Source organism: Streptomyces echinoruber (assembly GCF_014651135.1).
In the GTDB taxonomy this organism is placed as follows: domain Bacteria; phylum Actinomycetota; class Actinomycetes; order Streptomycetales; family Streptomycetaceae; genus Streptomyces; species Streptomyces echinoruber.
Genome location: NZ_BMWH01000022.1, coordinates 97219 through 113937, shown reverse-complemented (window position 1 = coordinate 113937; position 16719 = coordinate 97219). Strand labels below are relative to the sequence as shown.

General features: G+C 74.8%; 15 protein-coding genes. 8 read left to right on the top strand and 7 right to left on the bottom strand.

The window, feature by feature from the left end; genetic code table 11:
- Window positions 1-441: 441 nt before the first annotated feature.
- Both IE225_RS23500 and IE225_RS23495 read left to right on the top strand, forming a co-directional pair.
- Window positions 442-672, top strand: a complete 231-nt coding sequence (locus tag IE225_RS23500) for an SCO5555 family protein (RefSeq protein ID WP_190059584.1) — start codon at window positions 442-444, stop codon at window positions 670-672.
- 137 nt (window positions 673-809) lie between these two features.
- Window positions 810-1487, top strand: coding sequence for an HU family DNA-binding protein (locus tag IE225_RS23495; protein ID WP_190059583.1), 678 nt, complete (start codon window positions 810-812; stop codon window positions 1485-1487).
- Window positions 1488-1577: 90 nt separating this feature from the next.
- Here the strand turns inward: IE225_RS23495 and IE225_RS23490 are convergent, their stop codons facing one another.
- Together IE225_RS23490 and cofC are read right to left on the bottom strand one after the other, a co-directional pair.
- Window positions 1578-1781 carry a hypothetical protein gene (locus tag IE225_RS23490; protein ID WP_190059582.1) on the bottom strand — a complete coding sequence of 68 codons (204 nt, stop codon included), beginning with the start codon at window positions 1779-1781 and terminating at the stop codon, window positions 1578-1580.
- Window positions 1782-1968: 187 nt separating this feature from the next.
- Window positions 1969-2604, bottom strand: coding sequence for a 2-phospho-L-lactate guanylyltransferase (gene cofC / locus IE225_RS23485; RefSeq protein ID WP_190059581.1), 636 nt, complete (start codon window positions 2602-2604; stop codon window positions 1969-1971).
- Between the two features lie 144 nt (window positions 2605-2748).
- On the opposite strand from cofC, the gene IE225_RS23480 reads away from it, so the two are divergent.
- From IE225_RS23480 to IE225_RS23470, 3 genes are all read left to right on the top strand, one after another.
- A complete protein-coding gene (locus IE225_RS23480; RefSeq protein WP_190059580.1) occupies window positions 2749-3564 on the top strand; it encodes a lysophospholipid acyltransferase family protein in 816 nt (271 codons plus the stop codon).
- Window positions 3561-4571, top strand: coding sequence for an NAD(P)H-dependent glycerol-3-phosphate dehydrogenase (locus IE225_RS23475; protein ID WP_190059579.1), 1011 nt, complete (start codon window positions 3561-3563; stop codon window positions 4569-4571). Before IE225_RS23480 ends, IE225_RS23475 begins: the two co-directional genes overlap by 4 nt.
- Before the next feature lie 113 nt (window positions 4572-4684).
- Complete coding sequence (locus IE225_RS23470) at window positions 4685-5842, top strand: D-alanine--D-alanine ligase family protein (protein ID WP_190059578.1); 1158 nt, start codon at window positions 4685-4687, stop codon at window positions 5840-5842.
- Between the two features lie 203 nt (window positions 5843-6045).
- Here the strand turns inward: IE225_RS23470 and IE225_RS23465 are convergent, their stop codons facing one another.
- Together IE225_RS23465 and IE225_RS23460 are read right to left on the bottom strand one after the other, a co-directional pair.
- Window positions 6046-6552 carry a DUF3515 domain-containing protein gene (locus IE225_RS23465; protein WP_190059577.1) on the bottom strand — a complete coding sequence of 169 codons (507 nt, stop codon included), beginning with the start codon at window positions 6550-6552 and terminating at the stop codon, window positions 6046-6048.
- 20 nt (window positions 6553-6572) lie between these two features.
- On the bottom strand, window positions 6573-6806 hold the full coding sequence (locus IE225_RS23460; RefSeq protein ID WP_029384521.1) for an Lrp/AsnC family transcriptional regulator: 234 nt from the start codon (window positions 6804-6806) through the stop codon (window positions 6573-6575).
- A 170-nt stretch (window positions 6807-6976) separates the two neighbouring features.
- On the opposite strand from IE225_RS23460, the gene IE225_RS23455 reads away from it, so the two are divergent.
- On the top strand, window positions 6977-7957 hold the full coding sequence (locus IE225_RS23455; RefSeq protein ID WP_190059576.1) for a thiamine-phosphate kinase: 981 nt from the start codon (window positions 6977-6979) through the stop codon (window positions 7955-7957).
- Window positions 7954-8769 carry a bifunctional hydroxymethylpyrimidine kinase/phosphomethylpyrimidine kinase gene (thiD, locus tag IE225_RS23450; protein WP_190059575.1) on the top strand — a complete coding sequence of 272 codons (816 nt, stop codon included), beginning with the start codon at window positions 7954-7956 and terminating at the stop codon, window positions 8767-8769. Before IE225_RS23455 ends, thiD begins: the two co-directional genes overlap by 4 nt.
- 257 nt (window positions 8770-9026) lie before the next feature.
- Here thiD and rpmB read toward each other — a convergent pair whose 3' ends face one another.
- Window positions 9027-9212, bottom strand: a complete 186-nt coding sequence (gene rpmB, locus IE225_RS23445; protein ID WP_003993230.1) for a 50S ribosomal protein L28 — start codon at window positions 9210-9212, stop codon at window positions 9027-9029.
- A 257-nt stretch (window positions 9213-9469) separates the two neighbouring features.
- Between rpmB and fakA the strand changes: the two genes are divergently transcribed.
- On the top strand, window positions 9470-11263 hold the full coding sequence (gene fakA, locus IE225_RS23440) for a DAK2 domain-containing protein (RefSeq protein ID WP_190059574.1): 1794 nt from the start codon (window positions 9470-9472) through the stop codon (window positions 11261-11263).
- Between the two features lie 247 nt (window positions 11264-11510).
- On the opposite strand, the gene IE225_RS23435 is transcribed toward fakA, so the two are convergent.
- Both IE225_RS23435 and IE225_RS23430 read right to left on the bottom strand, forming a co-directional pair.
- On the bottom strand, window positions 11511-14522 hold the full coding sequence (locus IE225_RS23435; protein ID WP_190059573.1) for a tetratricopeptide repeat protein: 3012 nt from the start codon (window positions 14520-14522) through the stop codon (window positions 11511-11513).
- Window positions 14519-16288: an HSP90 family protein gene (locus tag IE225_RS23430; protein WP_373303262.1), complete on the bottom strand. Its 1770-nt coding sequence runs from the start codon at window positions 16286-16288 to the stop codon at window positions 14519-14521. Before IE225_RS23430 ends, IE225_RS23435 begins: the two co-directional genes overlap by 4 nt.
- Between the last annotated feature and the right edge of the window lie 431 nt (window positions 16289-16719).

The following is a 16719-nucleotide window of genomic DNA, read 5'->3' as shown; positions in this document are numbered from 1 at the left end:
CGGCACACGTGTGAGCCCCATCCGCCCCGGGCGGATGGGGCTCACACGTGTGCCCACCGGTGCGTGGGGCGGGCCGCCCCCGGCATCACCGCGGATGCCGCCACGGGTGTCACCGCAGGCGTCACCGCAGACGGCAAGATCCCTCCCACAGCCCTTGATCCACCCCGCAGGGAACGGTGATCCGCCGCTGTGCAAGTAGAGTTTCGGCCACCCGCGACATGCCGTCGTACGCCGATCGGGCCGCTTTGCGGGACGCGGGCGCCGGGCCGCCAAAGACGGGCGGCCGGCCGGGTGCCGGGCTCAACTTCCCACGTTACGGGGGTGATTCAAGGGGTAGGCGAGGAGAACGGAGGCGGCTTTGACGGGCGCGCGGAAGGTCGGATGAGGCTGCAGTTGCCCCCCGGGCAGGCGACAACTCGCCCCAGATGGCACAATCTGTGCATGGACAACGACGGCCAACTCGAGCTCTATACGGCGGTCGCGGCCCAACTCAAGGAAGCGCACGTGAAGGTGCGCGCACTGCAAGTCCCGGAGGGCGTGCGCATGGCGCTGACCCGGAAGCTGCTGGTCATCACGGCCGCGGCCAAACATGATCTCGCCGACGCGGCAAGGCGTCTGCAGCGGTTCACCGCAGACCTGGACGAAGGCCGCCTCCCGGAAGGGGATCACTGAACGAGCCCGAGGTCGTCGAGTCCGTTGCGGCACAAGGGTGATTAGCCCGTTTCGTGTTTGATTTGCGGTATATATCTGCCTAACGTGCGAAAAAGCTAGATCACTTTCGTTCTGGCAATGTCTCCGAAGGGGAAGACGTGAACAAGGCGCAGCTCGTAGAAGCGATTGCCGACAAGATGGGTGGCCGCCAGCCGGCCGCCGATGCTGTCGACGCGGTCCTGGACGCGATCGTCCGCGCGGTCGTCGCCGGTGAGCGGGTCTCGGTCACCGGCTTCGGGTCGTTCGAGAAGGTGGAGCGTCCGGCCCGGTACGCCCGCAACCCTCAGACGGGCGAGCGGGTTCGGGTCAAGAAGACCTCGGTGCCGCGCTTCCGCGCGGGTCAGGGCTTCAAGGACCTGGTCAGCGGGTCGAAGAAGCTCCCGAAGAACGACATCGCCGTGAAGAAGGCCCCCAAGGGCAGCCTGTCCGGCCCGCCGCAGGCCCTGGCCAAGGCCGCGGGCAAGAAGGCCGCCGCCAAGAAGGCCACCGGCGCGGCGAAGACGGCGGCCGCCAAGACGACCGCCGGGAAGGCGGCGGCCGCGAAGAAGACCACGGCGAAGAAGGCCCCGGCGAAGAAGACCACCGCCGCGGCCAAGAAGACGACCGCCAAGAAGACGGCGGCGAAGAAGACCACGGCGGCCACGAAGAAGGCCACGGCCGCCAAGTCCACCGCCAAGAAGGCGACCGCCAAGAAGGCGACGGCCAAGAAGGCCCCGGCGACCAAGTCGACGGCCCGCAAGACCACCGCCAAGAAGACCACCGCCCGCAACAAGTAGGCGCGCAGCGGCACTCACGCGCCGGGCCGGACTCCCCGCGGAGTCCGGCCCGCGGTGTGCCGTGGCCGGTGCCGGGAGGAAAACCGCTGTTCAGAAGGTCTGCAGAGTCACCAGCGTGATCTTCAGGCCGTCTCCCGAGCCCTCCGTCTCGATCCGCACCCGCTGTCCCGGCCGCAGCAGCCGCAGGCCGCCCGCGTCGAACGCCGGGGCGTCGAAGGGCACGGGGGTGCCGTCGTCGAGCAGCACCTGCCCGCTGCGGGTCTCGGGGTCGTACGTGTATGCGGTCGCCTGCATGACGGCAGACTACTGCGCCCGGTGCCCACGGGGCGCGGTGCGGCCGCCGGGACGCACGACGACGGGACCGTCGCCGGGGCGCACGGCGCCGCGGGACCTGTCGCCGGGCGCGCGGCCGTACGCGGGCCCCTGCCGCCGCGAAGGGGATGTGGGGGCGCACCCGTCCCACCGGCCCCGCAAGCCCCGCCTACTGGCCGGGGATCAGCAGCCGCGTCGCCACCTCCGCCGTGCGCGGGCCCACTCCCAGGGCCAGGGCCTCGCGGAGGTCGCCGCCGGTGTCCACGTCGCGGCGCACGGAGTCGACCGCGGCCAGGCACAGCTCGACGGCGCCGGAGGCGCGGTGCCGGGCACGGGAATCGCCGCCGAAGGACGGGCGCAACGCGTGGCCGGGAGCGGCGGAGAGAAGGGTGGTGCCGATATGCGCGGCGTCGGGGAGAAATGCGCGCGGGAATTCCGCCGCGGCGTCCAGGACGCGCGCCAATTCGGCGGGACGCAGCGCCGGCAGATCGGCGTTCAGGGCGGCCACCGGCGCGCCGGGGTGCCGGTGGCGCACGACGGCCGCCGCGTGCGCCAGGGCGGCGTTGAGGCCGCCGCCCGGCTCGTCGTCCACGATCCGGGCGCCCAGCCGCGCCAGCGCCCGGCCGGCCCGGGCGTCGTCCGTGACGACCGCCACCTCACGGACCGCGGGGCAGGCCAGCGCCGCCGCCACCGTGTCCTGGGCGAAGGCGAGCGCGAGGCCGGGGCGCAGCCCGTCGGCGGTGTCCGACAGCCTGCTCTTGGCCCGGTCCAGGGCCTTCACCGGTACCACCAGGGTCCACTGCACGTGTGCTCCGTCCCTTGCTTGACGCGGCCATTGTCACCCCACCCGACCGGCTTCCGTCCGGCCGGGGCGTACGGTGTTCTCGACAGACCGGCGACCCGGGGCCACACTTGTGCGGCCCCGCGAGTCCTAGAGGAAGGTGTTCGCGTGCCCCGCCGCAGAATCGGCTTCTGGTACCGCTTCGCAGCGGTGATCTGCAAACCGCCGCTGCTGGTTCTGCTGAAGCGTGACTGGCGCGGAATGGAGCACATTCCGGCCGAGGGCGGATTCATAACGGTGGTGAACCACAATTCCCACATCGACCCCTTCGCCTACGCCCACTTCCAGTACAACACCGGGCGCGTCCCGCGATTCCTGGCCAAGAGCGGGCTTTTCAAGAAGGGGTTCGTGGGCGCCGCGATGCGCGGCACCGGGCAGATCCCCGTCTACCGGGAGAGCACGGACGCGCTGAGCGCCTTCCGGGCCGCCATCGAGGCCGTGGAGCGCGGCGAGTGCGTCGCCTTCTACCCCGAGGGCACCCTCACCCGCGATCCCGACGGCTGGCCCATGACCGGCAAGACCGGCGCCGCCCGCGTCGCCCTGCGGACCAAGTGCCCGGTCATCCCCATCGCCCAGTGGGGCTGCAACGAACTCCTGCCGCCGTACGCCAAGAAGCCCCGCCTCTTTCCGCGCAAGACCCACCACGTGCTGGCCGGCCCGCCGGTGGACCTGTCGCGCTTCTACGACCAGGAGATGACCGCGGACCTGCTGAAGGAGGCCACCGAGGTCATCATGGACGCCATCACCCGCCAGCTGGAGGAGATCCGCGGCGAGAAGGCGCCCGCGACGCGCTACGACCCGCGCCGGGAACGGATCGAGCAGCGCCGCAGGACCGAGGCGCAGGCCAGGAACAGGGCGGCGGCCGCGCGGGAGGCGGCCCGGCGGGAAGAGACGGCCGGGCGGGAAGGGGAGCGAGGCCAGTGAGCGAGCCGATCAAGGCGGCGGTCTTCGGTGCCGGTTCGTGGGGCACGGCCTTCGGCATGGTGCTCGCCGACGCCGGCTGCCGCGTCACCCTGTGGGCGCGCCGGGCGGAGGTCGCCGAGGCCGTCAACTCCACCCGGGTCAACGCCGACTACCTGCCGGGCGTCCAGCTCCCGGAGAACGTGCGGGCGACCACGGACCCCGCCGAGGCCGCCGCCGGCGCCGACTTCACCGTCCTGTCCGTCCCCTCGCAGACGCTGCGCGAGAACCTCGCCGCGTGGGCACCGCTGCTCGCCCCCGGCACGGTCCTGGTGTCGCTGATGAAGGGCATCGAGCTCGGCTCCGCCATGCGGATGAGCGAGGTCGTCGAGGACGTCACCAAGGCGCCCGCCGACCGCGTCGCCGTCGTGACCGGGCCCAACCTCGCCCGCGAGATCGCCGCCCGCATGCCGGCCGCCGCCGTGGTCGCCTGCACCGACGAGGCCGTCGCGCGACGGCTGCAGAAGGCGTGCCACACGCCGTACTTCCGCCCCTACACCAACACCGACGTCGTCGGCTGTGAGCTCGGCGGCGCGGTGAAGAACGTCATCGGACTGGCCGTCGGCATCGCGGACGGCATGGGACTCGGCGACAACGCCAAGGGCTCGCTCATCACGCGCGGGCTCGCCGAGACCACCCGGCTCGGGGTGGCGCTGGGCGCCGACCCGCTGACCTTCTCCGGCCTCGCGGGCCTGGGCGATTTGGTGGCCACCTGCTCCTCGCCGCTGTCGCGCAACCACACCTTCGGCACCAACCTCGGCAAGGGCATGACGCTGGAGGAGACCATCGCGGTCACCAAGCAGACCGCGGAGGGCGTCAAGTCCTGCCAGTCCGTGCTGGACCTGGCCCGCCGGCACGGCGTCGACATGCCGCTCACCGAGACGGTGGTGAGCATCGTCCACGAGGGCAAGTCGCCCGTGGTCGCCCTCAAGGAACTCATGTCGCGCAGCGCGAAGCCGGAGCGACGCTGAGCGACATCGGGATGGCACTGAGCGACGGCGGTGCGGCACCGGGGTGCCGTCGCATCCGTGTCCGCCTGTCGAACGCTGACGCGGACTGCGCGGGCGGGTACTCTCATCGCGATATGAGCACCGAGAACCTCCCCCAGAGCCCCGGCCGGCCGGCCCGCAAGCCGCGCGTGGCCGTCGTGTTCGGCGGCCGCAGCTCCGAGCACGGCATCTCCGTCGTCACCGCCGGCGCGGTGCTGCGGGCCATCGACCGGACGAAGTACGAAGTCCTGCCGATCGGCATCACGCCGGAGGGCCGCTGGGCGCTGACCGCCGACGCCCCGGAGCGCATGGCGATCACCGACCGCCGCACGCCCAGCGTGGAGGAGCTCGCCGAGTCCCGCGAGGGCGGCGTGGTGCTCTCCGCCGACCCGACCAGCCGCGAGGTCGTCTACAGCGAGCCCGGCTCGGTGCCCAAGGCCCTCGGCGAGGTCGACGTCGTCTTCCCGGTGCTGCACGGCCCCTACGGCGAGGACGGCACCCTGCAGGGCCTGCTGGAGCTGTCGGGGGTGCCGTACGTGGGCTCCGGCGTCCTCTCCTCGGCCGTCGGCCAGGACAAGGAGTACATGAAGCGCGTCCTCGCCTCCTTCGGCCTGAAGGTCGGCCCGTACATGGTGATCCGGCCGCGCGAGTGGCAGCGGGATCCGGCCGCCGCCCGCAAGAGGATCGTCGACTTCGCCGGCGAGCACGGCTGGCCGCTGTTCGTGAAGCCCGCGCGCGCGGGCTCCTCCATCGGCATCACCAAGGTCGACGACCTCTCCGGCCTGGAGGAGGCCATCGCGCAGGCCCAGCGCCACGACCCGAAGATCCTCGTGGAGGCCGCGGTGCGCGGCCGCGAGATCGAGTGCGGCGTCCTGGAGTTCGAGGACGGCCCGCGCGCCTCGGTGCCCGCCGAGATCCCGGCCCCCGAGGACCACGCGTACTACGACTTCGAGGCCAAGTACATCGACTCCACGCCCGGCATCGTCCCGGCCCCGCTCACCGAGGAGCAGACCGCCGAGGTGCGGCGGCTGGCCGTCGAGGCGTTCGAGGCGGCCTCCTGCGAGGGGCTGGTGCGCGCGGACTTCTTCCTCACCGAGGACGGCGAGTTCGTCATCAACGAGATCAACACCATGCCCGGCTTCACGCCGATCTCGATGTACCCGCAGATGTGGCAGGCGAGCGGCGTCGGCTACCCCGAGCTGGTGGACCGCCTGATCCAGGCGGCGCTGCGCCGCCCGACCGGGCTGCGCTGACCGCCGACCCGCGCCGGGTACGGGGAACCGCGCGGGGCACGGGGAACCGCGCGGGCGGCCACGGCCGGTCCGCGGCCGGCACGCGGTCCAGGGCCGACATGCGATGCGTGGCCGGCACACGGTCCGCGGCCGGCACACGGCCCGCACTTCCGCGGCGATCCGGTCGGCCCCGCGCTCCCGGCGGGTGCCCGGCCGGCGGCTGCCTAGCCGGCGATCCCCTCGGGGATCGCCCTCCTGATGGCCGGCGCCAGGTCCACCAGCACCGCCGAGTTGTCCCGTGCGTGTGTCTTCGCCACGGTGACCTGCACGTAGGCGCGGCGCAGCGCGGTGGTGAAGCGGTAGGAGCCGTCGTCCTGCTTCTCCATCAGCCAGTCCACGCCGTTCACCTCGCCGCTGATGACGTCCGGGTCGTGGCCCTCGGCCACCTCGGGGTCGACCATCTTCGGCGGCCGTGCGACACCGCAGCGCAGTATGATCGCCGGGCTCCCCCAGCCCGCCGTCAGCGCGGAGGCGGGCTTGGGGTCCCTGCGGCTCAGGCCGGCGACCTTCCGCGGCAGCGCCGTGTCCAGGTTCCGGCACAACTGGGTGACCTGTGCGTCGGGGGTGGGAACCGCGACGCGGGCGCCGTCGTCTGCCGAGGAGCAGCCCGCGAGGGCGAGCAGCAGGACGAGCGCGGGCAGGCCGGGTGACCGGTGACGCGAAGAGTTCACCGGCCAAGGGTAGACGGGGACTACAGATGGACGACGGGGCAGGTCAGGGTGCGCGTGATGCCGTCCACTTGCTGGACCTTGGCGACCACCATGCGGCCCAGGTCGTCGACGGTGTCGGCCTGGGCGCGCACGATGACGTCGTACGGCCCGGTCACGTCCTCGGCCTGGATCACCCCAGGGATCTTGCCGATCGTCTCGGCGACGGTCGACGCCTTGCCGACCTCCGTCTGGATCAGGATGTACGCCTGTACCACGGAACCTCCAGGGCGGCCACGAGGATCATGTGGGGAAAAGGAACGCCACGGTATCGCGTCGCCGCTCGCCGCGGGGAGACCCGCGAGGGGCGGGGGGTCATCTCGACCGTAACGAGAGCGGCGGGGACGCGCGACCGGGAACATGCAGGTACAGAAGGGGCGAAAGGGCAATGAAGGGCACTGTCGGTGAACTCGGGGAGTTCGGGCTCATCAGGGAGCTCACCTCCCGTCTCACCACCACCCCGGCGGTCCGGGTCGGCCCCGGCGACGACGCCGCGGTGGTGGCCGCGCCCGATCGCCGGGTGGTGGCGAGCACCGACATCCTCGTCGAGGGCCGGCACTTCCGCCGCGACTGGTCCACCGCGTACGACGTGGGCCGCAAGGCGGCCGCGCAGAACCTCGCCGACATCGCCGCCATGGGTGCCGTGCCGACCGCCCTGCTCCTCGGCCTGGTCGTGCCCGCCGAGCTCCCGGTCACCTGGCCCACCGAGCTGATGGACGGACTGCGCGACGAGTGCCAGGTCGCGGGCGCGGCCGTGGTCGGCGGGGACGTGGTGCGCGGCGACACGATCACGGTGTCGATCACCGCCCTGGGCGACCTGCGCAACCACGAACCGGTGACCCGCGCGGGCGCGCAGCCCGGGGACATCGTCGCCGTCACCGGCTGGCTGGGCTGGTCGGCCGCCGGGTACGCGGTGCTCTCCCGCGGCTTCCGCTCGCCGCGCGCCTTCGTCGAGGCCCACCGCCGCCCCGAGCCGCCGTACCACGCCGGTCCCGCGGCCGCCGCGCTCGGCGCGACCGCGATGTGCGACGTCAGCGACGGGCTCATCGCCGATCTGGGGCACATCGCCGAGGCCAGCAAGGTGCGCATCGACATCCGCTCCGGCGCCATCGACATCCCCTCGCAGATGAACGACATCGGACAGGCTGTCGGCGTGGACCCCCTGCAGTGGGTGCTCACCGGGGGCGAGGACCACGCCATCGTCGCGACCTTCCCGCCGGACGTGAAACTGCCCGCCCGCTGGAAGGTCATCGGCGAGGTGCTCAACCCCTCCGCCCTGCCCCAGGTCACGGTCGACGGGGCCCCCTGGACCAGCAAGGGCGGCTGGGACCACTTCGGGGGCGACCACCTCGGAGGCATCGAGTCGTGACGCCGCCGAGGGTGCTGACCGTGGCCGGGTCCGACTCCGGCGGCGGGGCCGGGATCCAGGCCGACCTGAAGACGATGCTCGCCCTCGGCGTGCACGGCATGAGCGTGGTCACGGCCGTCACCGCGCAGAACTCCCTCGGCGTGCAGGGCGCCTGGGAGCTGCCCGCGGCGGCGGTGCGCGCCCAGTACCGCAGCGTCGTCGACGACATCGGGGTGCAGGCCGTGAAGACCGGCATGCTCGCCTCGGCCGAACTCGTCGAGACGGTCGCCGAGTTGCTCGCCGGTACCGACGCGCCGGCCGTCGTCGACCCGGTGGGCGTCTCCAAGCACGGCGACCCGCTGCTGGCCGCCTCCGCGCTCGACGCGGTCCGCACCAGGCTGCTGCCGGTCGCCACCGTCGCCACCCCGAACCTCGACGAGGTGGCGCAACTCACCGGCGTGCGCGTCGAGTCGGAGGACGACCTGCGGCGCGCGGCCGCGGCCGTGCTGGAGTACGGGCCGCGCTGGGTGCTGGTCAAGGGCGGGCACCTGACCGGGCGCGCGGGCGGGGAGCAGGCGGTGGACCTGCTGACGGACGGCTCCGAGGAGCACTGGCTGCGCGCGCCCCGGTACGACAACCGGCACACCCACGGCACGGGCTGCACCCTCGCCTCGGCCGTCGCGTGCGGCCTGGCGCGGGGACGCTCCGTGCCGGAGGCGGTCGCGGCGGCCAAGGAGTACGTCACCGGGGCGATCGCGGCCGGTTTCGCGCTGGGCGGGGGGATCGGGCCGGTGGACCACGCCTGGGCCCTGCGCCGCGGCCCGGCGGAGTAGCGGAGTAGTGGTCGCGCGGTCGGCCCGGAACCGGAAGGTGCGGTGGGTGGGACCGGAAGGTACGGAGGGTGCGGAAGGTGCCGGTGCCGGCGGCCCCGGTGGGCTGTTCGGCGCCGCCGCCCGGACGGCGGCGGGCCGCGCGGACGGCGGCAGGCCGCGCGGCGTGCGGGCACGGCAAAAAGCCGGCCCACCCGGGGTGGACCGGCTCTGTGCAGCGAACCAGCGGTGGCCGCGCGCTTAGCTGTGCAAGCTGTGCGTCAGCGCGAGACCTTGCCGGCCTTGATGCACGAGGTGCAGGCGTTCACGCGCTTCGGCGTCCCGCCGACCACGGTACGGACGCGCTGGATGTTCGGGTTCCAGCGGCGGGACGTACGGCGGTGCGAGTGGGAGATGTTGTTGCCGAAGCCCGGCCCCTTGCCGCAGACGTCGCAGTTGGCAGCCACGGTGGTTACTCCAAAGACTTCAGGTTCACTTACGGTTGATCCCGGCATGCCGGGATCAGGATCCTAAGCTCGGGATCTGAGTGGCGCTGCCAGGCGAGCGGCCCGATCAGGGTCGGGCAACCGGAGCAGCATACCTCGGCTGCGCCCGTACAACGAAACTACCATGGCGGCTCCCCGGCCCGCCCACCGCCCTGTTCCGGCGGACGCCGGCCCGGGGTCTACGCTGCGTCCCAGTCCAGCAGCTCAAGGAGGCGCAGGTGCCGCAGGTGCCGCAGACCTGCTTCGACGCTCTCGCGGTGCGCACCTGGTGCGGGCTCGCGCTCCGGGCACTGGGGCGGGCGCGCGAGGAGATCGACGCCATCAACGTCTATCCCGTGGCCGACGGGGACACCGGGACGAACCTGTACCTGACCGTGGAGTCGGCCGCGGCGGCGGTGGAGGCGGTGTTCGCGGCGCACCGGGCGGGCGCCGGGGCGGACGGCGACACCGACAGCTCCGACAGTCCCGGCAGCCCCGGCAGCCCCGGCAGTTTCGACGGCTCCAGCGGCCCCGGCAGCGACCCCGAGCGGGGGGCCGGCGGGCCGACGCTGGCGGAGGCGGCCCGGGCGATGGCCCACGGGGCGCTCATCGGGGCGCGCGGGAACTCCGGCACGATCCTCGCCCAGCTGCTGCGCGGCATGGTCCAGGTGCTCGCCGCCGGAGGTGAGGAGCGCCACGCCGACGGGCGCGGCCTGCGGCTCGCGCTGCGGCGCGCGGCCGACTCGGCCCGGCAGGCCGTGGCGCACCCGGTGGAGGGCACGGTGCTGACGGTCGCCGCGGCCGCCGCGGACGCCGCCGCCGCGGCCGAGGGCGACTGCGGGACCGTGGCGCGCGCGGCCTACGAGGGAGCGCGCACCGCCCTCGAGGCGACTCCGGCCCAGCTCGCCGTCCTGGAGCGCGCCGGGGTGGTCGACGCGGGCGGACGGGGCCTGGTGACGGTGCTCGCCGCGCTGGTGGAGACGTTCACGGGGGAGTGGCCGCAGGAGGCGGCGCCCGGCCGCGAGCGGGCGGCCGCCGATCCCGCGCCGCACGCGCGCGCGGCCGTCGCGCCGTCGCCGTGCGCCGACGGCGCCGACGGCGAGGACGGCGGGCCCGCGTTCGAGGTGGTCTACCTGCTGGAGGCGGAGGACGCGGCCGTGGCGCGGCTGCGCGAGCGGCTCGACGCGCTCGGGGAGTCGCTGGTCGTGGTCGGCGGCGACGGGCTGTGGAACGTGCACGTGCACGTCGACGACGCGGGCGCCGCCGTGGAGGCGGGCGTCGAGGCCGGGCGGCCGTACCGCATCCGGATCACCCACTTCGGCGCCGGCGACGTGCACACCGCGCGCGGGGAGCGGCCACCCCGGGAACGCGTCCAGCGGGCGGTGGTGGCCGTCGTCCCCGGCGAGGGGCTGGCCCGCCTGTACCTGGAGGCCGGCGCGACCACGGTGCTGGCCCGCCCGGAGGAGCCGCCCGCCAGCGGGGAGCTGCTGGAGGCGGTACGGCGGGCGCACGCGCGCGAGGTGGTGCTGCTGCCCAACGACGCCGAGCTGCGCCCCACCGCGGCCGCCGCCGCCGACCAGGCCCGCGCCGAGGGCGTCCGCGTCGCCCTCATCCCGACGCGCTCCGCGGTCCAGGGCATCGCCGCCCTCGCCGTGCACGAGCCGGAGCGCCGCTTCGACGAGGACGTCGTCGCCATGACCTCCGCGGCCGGCGCCACCCGCTACGCCGAGGTGACCGTCGCCGAGCGCCAGGCGTGGACCACGGCCGGCATCTGCCAGGCCGGCGACGTCCTCGGGCTGATCGACGGGGACGTGGCGGTGATCGGCTCCGACGTCACGGCCACCGCCCAGACCGTCCTGGACCGCATGCTGGCGGCCGGCGGCGAGCTGGTCACCCTGGTCCTGGGCGACGGGGCCCCCGCCTCCGTCGCCGACCGCCTCCAGGCCCGCGTCCGCGAGGCCTACCTCGCCGTCGACACCGTGGTCTACCGGGGCGGACGGCAGGGGGCACTGCTGCTCATCGGGGTCGAGTAGGCGCCGGGCGCTCCCAGGGGCCGGGTGCCTCCGAGGGCCGGGGCGTTCCCGGGGACCGGGGGCTCCCGGAGGCCGGGACGTTCCCGGGGCTTGGGTTTTTTGAGGGCCGGGCGTTCCCAAGGGCCGGGTGCCCTTGAGGGTCGGGCGTTCCCAAGGGCCGGGTGCCCTTGAGGGTCGGGCGTTCCCAAGGGCCGGGCGCCCCCGAGGCCCGGGGCGCCCCCGAGAGCCGGGGGCGCCCCGGGCCGCCTCAGCCCGTCGCGCTCTTCGGCGCGGGGCTCGCGGGCTCCTCCTGGGGCAGCCGCAGCAGCTGCTCGGCCTCCGCCCGCCGCGCCCGGACCGTCTCGGCGTCGACGGCGTCCCCGGCGTCTGCGGCGTCGGCGTACGCGTCGAGCACCGCACGCGCGCGTGCCCGGGCCGCAGCCGGGCGGCCCAGGTCGGCCTCCAGCCAGCCGGCGGCGAGTTCGGCACCGGTGCGGCTGTGCAGGCCGTCCGCGCCGAGCGAGGCGAACACGGCCACCGCCCGCTCCGTCTGCGCCAGCGCCTCCTCGAACACCGCCCGGATGGCGGCGTCCTCGGCGCCCTCGGCGACCGAGCGGGCCAGCAGGTCGCCGAACTGCCGGTGGGTGTTGCCGAGTTCTGCCACCAGCCGGAACCGGGCGGCGGCCTCGTCGGCGTCGTCGGGCGGCGCGGCGGCGGCCAGCGCCGCCTCGCACTCGCGCAGCGCCCGCGCCATCAGCTCCCGCGCCGCGTCCGCGCCCGACGTGCCGCGCAGCGCGAGCCACGCGCGGGCGCGCAGGGAACGGACCAGGCCGGGCACCCGGCCCAGCGCGCGCCACAGCTCGCCGGCGCGCGCGTACGCCCGGTCCGCCTCGTCGGGCAGGTCCGCGTTCCCGAGCGACTCGGCGGCCAGGTGGGCGAGGGTGGCGTGGTCGTCCTGCTCGGGCCAGTGCCGGGCGATCTCCGCGGCCTGCAGCCGCCGTTCGGCCGCCGCGCGGTGCTCCCCGAGTTCGCTCAGGCAGTCGCCGAGCCGCCACAGGGTCTGCACCACCGCGCCCTCGCCGTGCGTCTCGGCGGTGATGTCGGGCAGCGCCGACTCCAGCACCTCGGCCGCCTCCGCCCACCGCCCCTGCCGCACCAGCAGCCCGCCCAGGTGCTGCCGCGCCCAGGCGCCCAGCGTGCGGCCCTCGCCGGCCTCGTCGGCCCAGTGCGTGGCCTGCAGGGCGTGCTCGGCGGCCTCCTCGGCGTCTCCCCGGCCGCCCAGGACCTCCGCGAGCTGCAGGTGGAGCTGCGCCCGTCCGGGGGGCTCCAGGTGCGGCCCGCCGTGCTCCAGGGCCGCCCGCAGTGCCCGCTCGGCCCCGGCGGTGTCGCCGAGGTGGTGGGCGAGCCCGGCCAGCCGCGCCTCGTACTCGACGGCGAACCACGGCACGCCCGCGTCGACGAACTCCCGCGCCGCCCGCGCGAACAGCCGCGCCGCCTCCTCGAGCTCCCCGGTGTGCACCGCGGCCTCGGCGAGCATCGCCCGCGCCTCCGCGGCCCGCACCGCCAGCCGCACGTCGCCCTCGGCGTGCCCTTCGACGAGTGCCAGCACCTCCCGCGCGGCCGCCTCCGCCGCGGCCCGCACCTCGGGCGGCACCGGCCCGTCGGCCTCGTGCAGCGGGCGCATCAGGATCCGCGCCCGGCTCATCAGCACGGACGCCGCCTGCCGCACCCCGGTGCCGTCCTCGGCGTACAGGGCGAGCACCCTCTCGTAGAGGTCGCCGACCGCGGCGAGCGCCTCCTCGGTGTCGCCCGCCAGGGCCCGCACGTAGGCCGCACGCGCGCGTGCCGCCAGCGCCTCACCGGGATCGCCCGCCTGCGCGTACAGCTCGGCGGCGCGCTCGAACAGCGCCGCGCCCTCCGGGCCCCGGCCCATCGCCTCGTGGTCGGCGATCTCCGCGCGTGTGCGCGCGTCCAGCTCCGTGTCGCCGGCGGCCCGCGCCACGGCCGCCCACGCCTCGACGGCGTGCGGCTGCAGCGTGTCCGACAGCCGCCGTGCCTCGGCGAGCAGCGCGGCCAGGTCCGGCTCGCCGGAAGCCGCCGGCGCGGCGGCGGGCGCGGCGGCGGGCGCGGCCGGTGCCGCGGTCGCCGGGCGGGGGGCCGCCGGCCGTGCCGTGCGCACCCCGAGCGGCAGCCGCTCCACCAGCGGGCGCCGCGCCATGCGCGCGCGGATGCGCTCGCCGACGTACGGGGTGCCGTTGCGGCGGTCGAACCGGGCCGCCAGCTCCAGGGCCTGTCCGCGCGCGTGCTCGGCGAGTTCCCGCGCGGTCCACGACCGCCCGGCCGGTCCGGGCACCGGCCGCTCGCCCAGGCCGAGTCCGGTCAGCCGGTCCATGAGCAGGGCCACCACGGCCAGGAAGTCCAGCTTGCTGCGCGGGTCGCCGTCGTCGGTGAAGTAGGCGGGGCGCTCCGCCAGCAGCTCCAGGCCGCGCGCCTCGTTGCCGGTCAGGGCGCAGAACTCCACGTGGTCGGCGTAGGCGTCGCGCATGCTCTCCATCGGCCGCACCAGCCGCAGGCCGCGCAGGTGGTGGGCGCGGGCCTCGTCCGGGCGGCCCAGCCGCAGCAGCGGCAGCAGCGAGGAGGCGAGCGTGGTGTGCGGCTCGTGGGCGCAGGCGTACGCACCGTCCAGGACCGGCCGCCACAGCTCCAGCGCCTTGGCGTCCCGGCCGCGCACCGCCTGCCACCAGCCCTGCGCCTGCAGCTCGCACGCGTGGCAGTCGGCCATCCGGTCCCGCTCGGCGGCCAGCCACGCGGCGTACGCCCGCTCCGCGCGCGGTATGTCCCCGATGTGCGCGGCGACCTGGAACTCGCAGCCGCGCACGGCCCGTTCGGAGTAGCCGGCGAGCCGGTAGCGGCGCTCCATCTCGGCGAGCCACTTCTCGATGGAGGCCAGCGGGATGTGCGGCTGCTCCAGCATGCCGGACGACATCCACTTGAACACCCAGTGCAGCGAGTGGGCCTCGTACTCGTCGAAGTCCTCGGGGCGTTCGTCCCACATGCGCAGCAGCCGCGCGAACGGGACGAACATCTTGTCCTTCTCGGAGCTGTAGTTGTAGACCTTCAGCAGGTGTCCGAGCGCCTCGATCACCGCGAGCGGGATGCCCAGCCGCTCGGCCTCGGCGAGCAGCTGTTCCGCGCGCGCGTTGCGGGCGGGGCCCTCCGGCTGCTCGGAGTTCTCCGCCATCGCGTGGCGCAGCGCCTCGAAGTCCGTGATCTCGCTCATCGCCGGTCCTCCCCCGGGTGGCCGGTGTCGCGGTGGGTGGCCCACTCCAGCAGGCCGATGAAGGCGCGGTTGAGCAGCGCGGTGTCCTGGGGCCGCAGCGGCCGCTGCGCCATCAGCAGCGCCTGCCCGTACAGCGACTCGGTGGCCGTGCCGACGAGTTCCGGATCGTCGAGCGAACCGATCCTGCGCACCAGCGGGTTGAGGTGGTTGAGGACCAGGCGCGCCCGCGGGGCGCTGCCGCGCAGCGAGCCCAGGATGTCCGCCCACAGCGCGTCGGCCTGCTCCTCGGCCTCGGCGCGGGCTTGTTCGTGCCGCGCCTCCCGGTCGTCCAGGAGCAGCGCGGGAACCGACAGCGGGTGGAAGGCGCGCAGCACGACGTCGCAGCCCAGCGGGTCCAGCGCGGCCCGCGCGGCCGCCAGGAAGCCCGACAGGGCCAGCTCCTCGGCCGGGTCGACGGCGTCCAGGTGGGCGGTGACGGTCTCCGCGTCCAGCTCGGCGACGGTGGTGCCCGGCCGCACCCGCGGCAGCGCCTCGACCAGCTCCCCGTCGTACGTGTAGCCGCCGTTGACGACCCCGATGCCCTGCGCGGAGGCGATCGGGGCGACCTGCCGGTACTCCTCGACCGTCCGCGTGAAGTGCACCACCGGGTGCCGCTGCGCGAACTCCTCCAGCGACAGCCGCCCGTCGGTGGTCTCGAACGGCAGCCACGGCAGCATCGTGCGCAGCATCTCCGGATCGTGCCGGGCGAGGGACTTCACGCCCAGGTGGTGCACGGCGAGGAAGGCCGCCAGCCGTTCCGGGTCCCCGGCCGCCAGCCGGGTCAGCCAGGAGCGGATCCGCTCGCCGAGCGCCTCCCGTACGGCCGCCAGCCGCTCGTCCTCGTAGAGCGCCTCGCGGGAGGCCGTGGGCCGCAGGCTGTCGGTGTCCAGCACGCAGCGCACGAAGAACGCCCAGTCCGGCAGCAGCCCTTCGGCCCGCTCGGTCAGCAGCATGCCCTTCAGGTGCACGCGGTGCCCCGCGCGCTGCGCCGGGCTGACCGCCGACGGCAGCACGTACGCCACCCCGCGGATCCCGGCCACCGGCACGTCCAGGTCGATCGAGTCCAGCGGGGCGAAGCCGAACAGCTCCTGGCAGTGCCGGGCCAGGGCCACCCGGCGGGCGGCGGGGGAGGGGTACGTCCGGTCCCACGGCGCCGGCAGGTCGGTGACCGGCTCCTCGCCCACCCGCACGTCGTACGGCAGCAGCGTGCCGAAGTCCCGCGCCAGGGCGAGCACCCGGTCGTGGGTGAGCCACTCGCCGGCGCCGGGCCGCGCCTGCAGGTGCACGGTGGTGCCCGGTTCGGGCCGGGCCTCGTCCGGCAGCGTCCGCACGGAGTAGGAGCCGTCGTCGCGGGCCGTCCACTCCACCGGCCGGGCGTCCGGCACCCGGGCGCTGCGGCTGACCACCCGGATCCGCTCGGCGACCACGAAGCAGGCCAGCAGGCCGATGCCGAACTGCCCGAGGAACCCGGAGCGGGCCTCCTGCAGCCCCTCGGCCCGCTTGGAGCTGCGGCCGATGGTCGCCAGCAGGTCGTGCACGTCCGCCTCGGTCAGTCCGATGCCGGAGTCCTCCACGCGCAGCGCGGACCCGTCGGCCGACAGCCGCACCCGGGCCGGGGCGCCGGGCTGCTCGGCGCGCCGGGCGGTGATGGCGTCCACGGCGTTCTGCAGCAGCTCGCGCAGGTAGACCCTGGGGCTGGAGTAGAGGTGGTGCGAGAGCAGGTCCACCAGACCGCGCAGGTCGACCTGGAAGGTGTGAGGCGGCGGGGTCTCCCGGGAGGGCCGGGAATCCCGGGCGCCGTGTGGGTTCCTGGGGTCCTCCGGACTCCGGGGGTCGTGTGGGTCCCGGGGTTCCTCCGGACTCCGGGGGTCGTGTGGTTTCTGGGGGTCGTGTGAACTCTGGGAACTCTGAGAGGTCTGGAAGTCCATCGTCACAGCGCCGGTGGGGGGACTTCGCGACGGCGCGGGGTCGGGCGGTCCCGTGTGAGGCGGTGACCGCGAAGCAGGGCCGGAGCGCGCCATCCTAGAGCCCGAACGACCGGCCTGACCAGGGGTTTCCGGCAGGTTTACGGCAAGTCCCGCGCCGGGCCGGCGCCCGCCCGGCGCACCGGCGGCGCCGGCGGGCCCCGCGGGACCGGCGCGGCGGGGTGGCCGCGCTG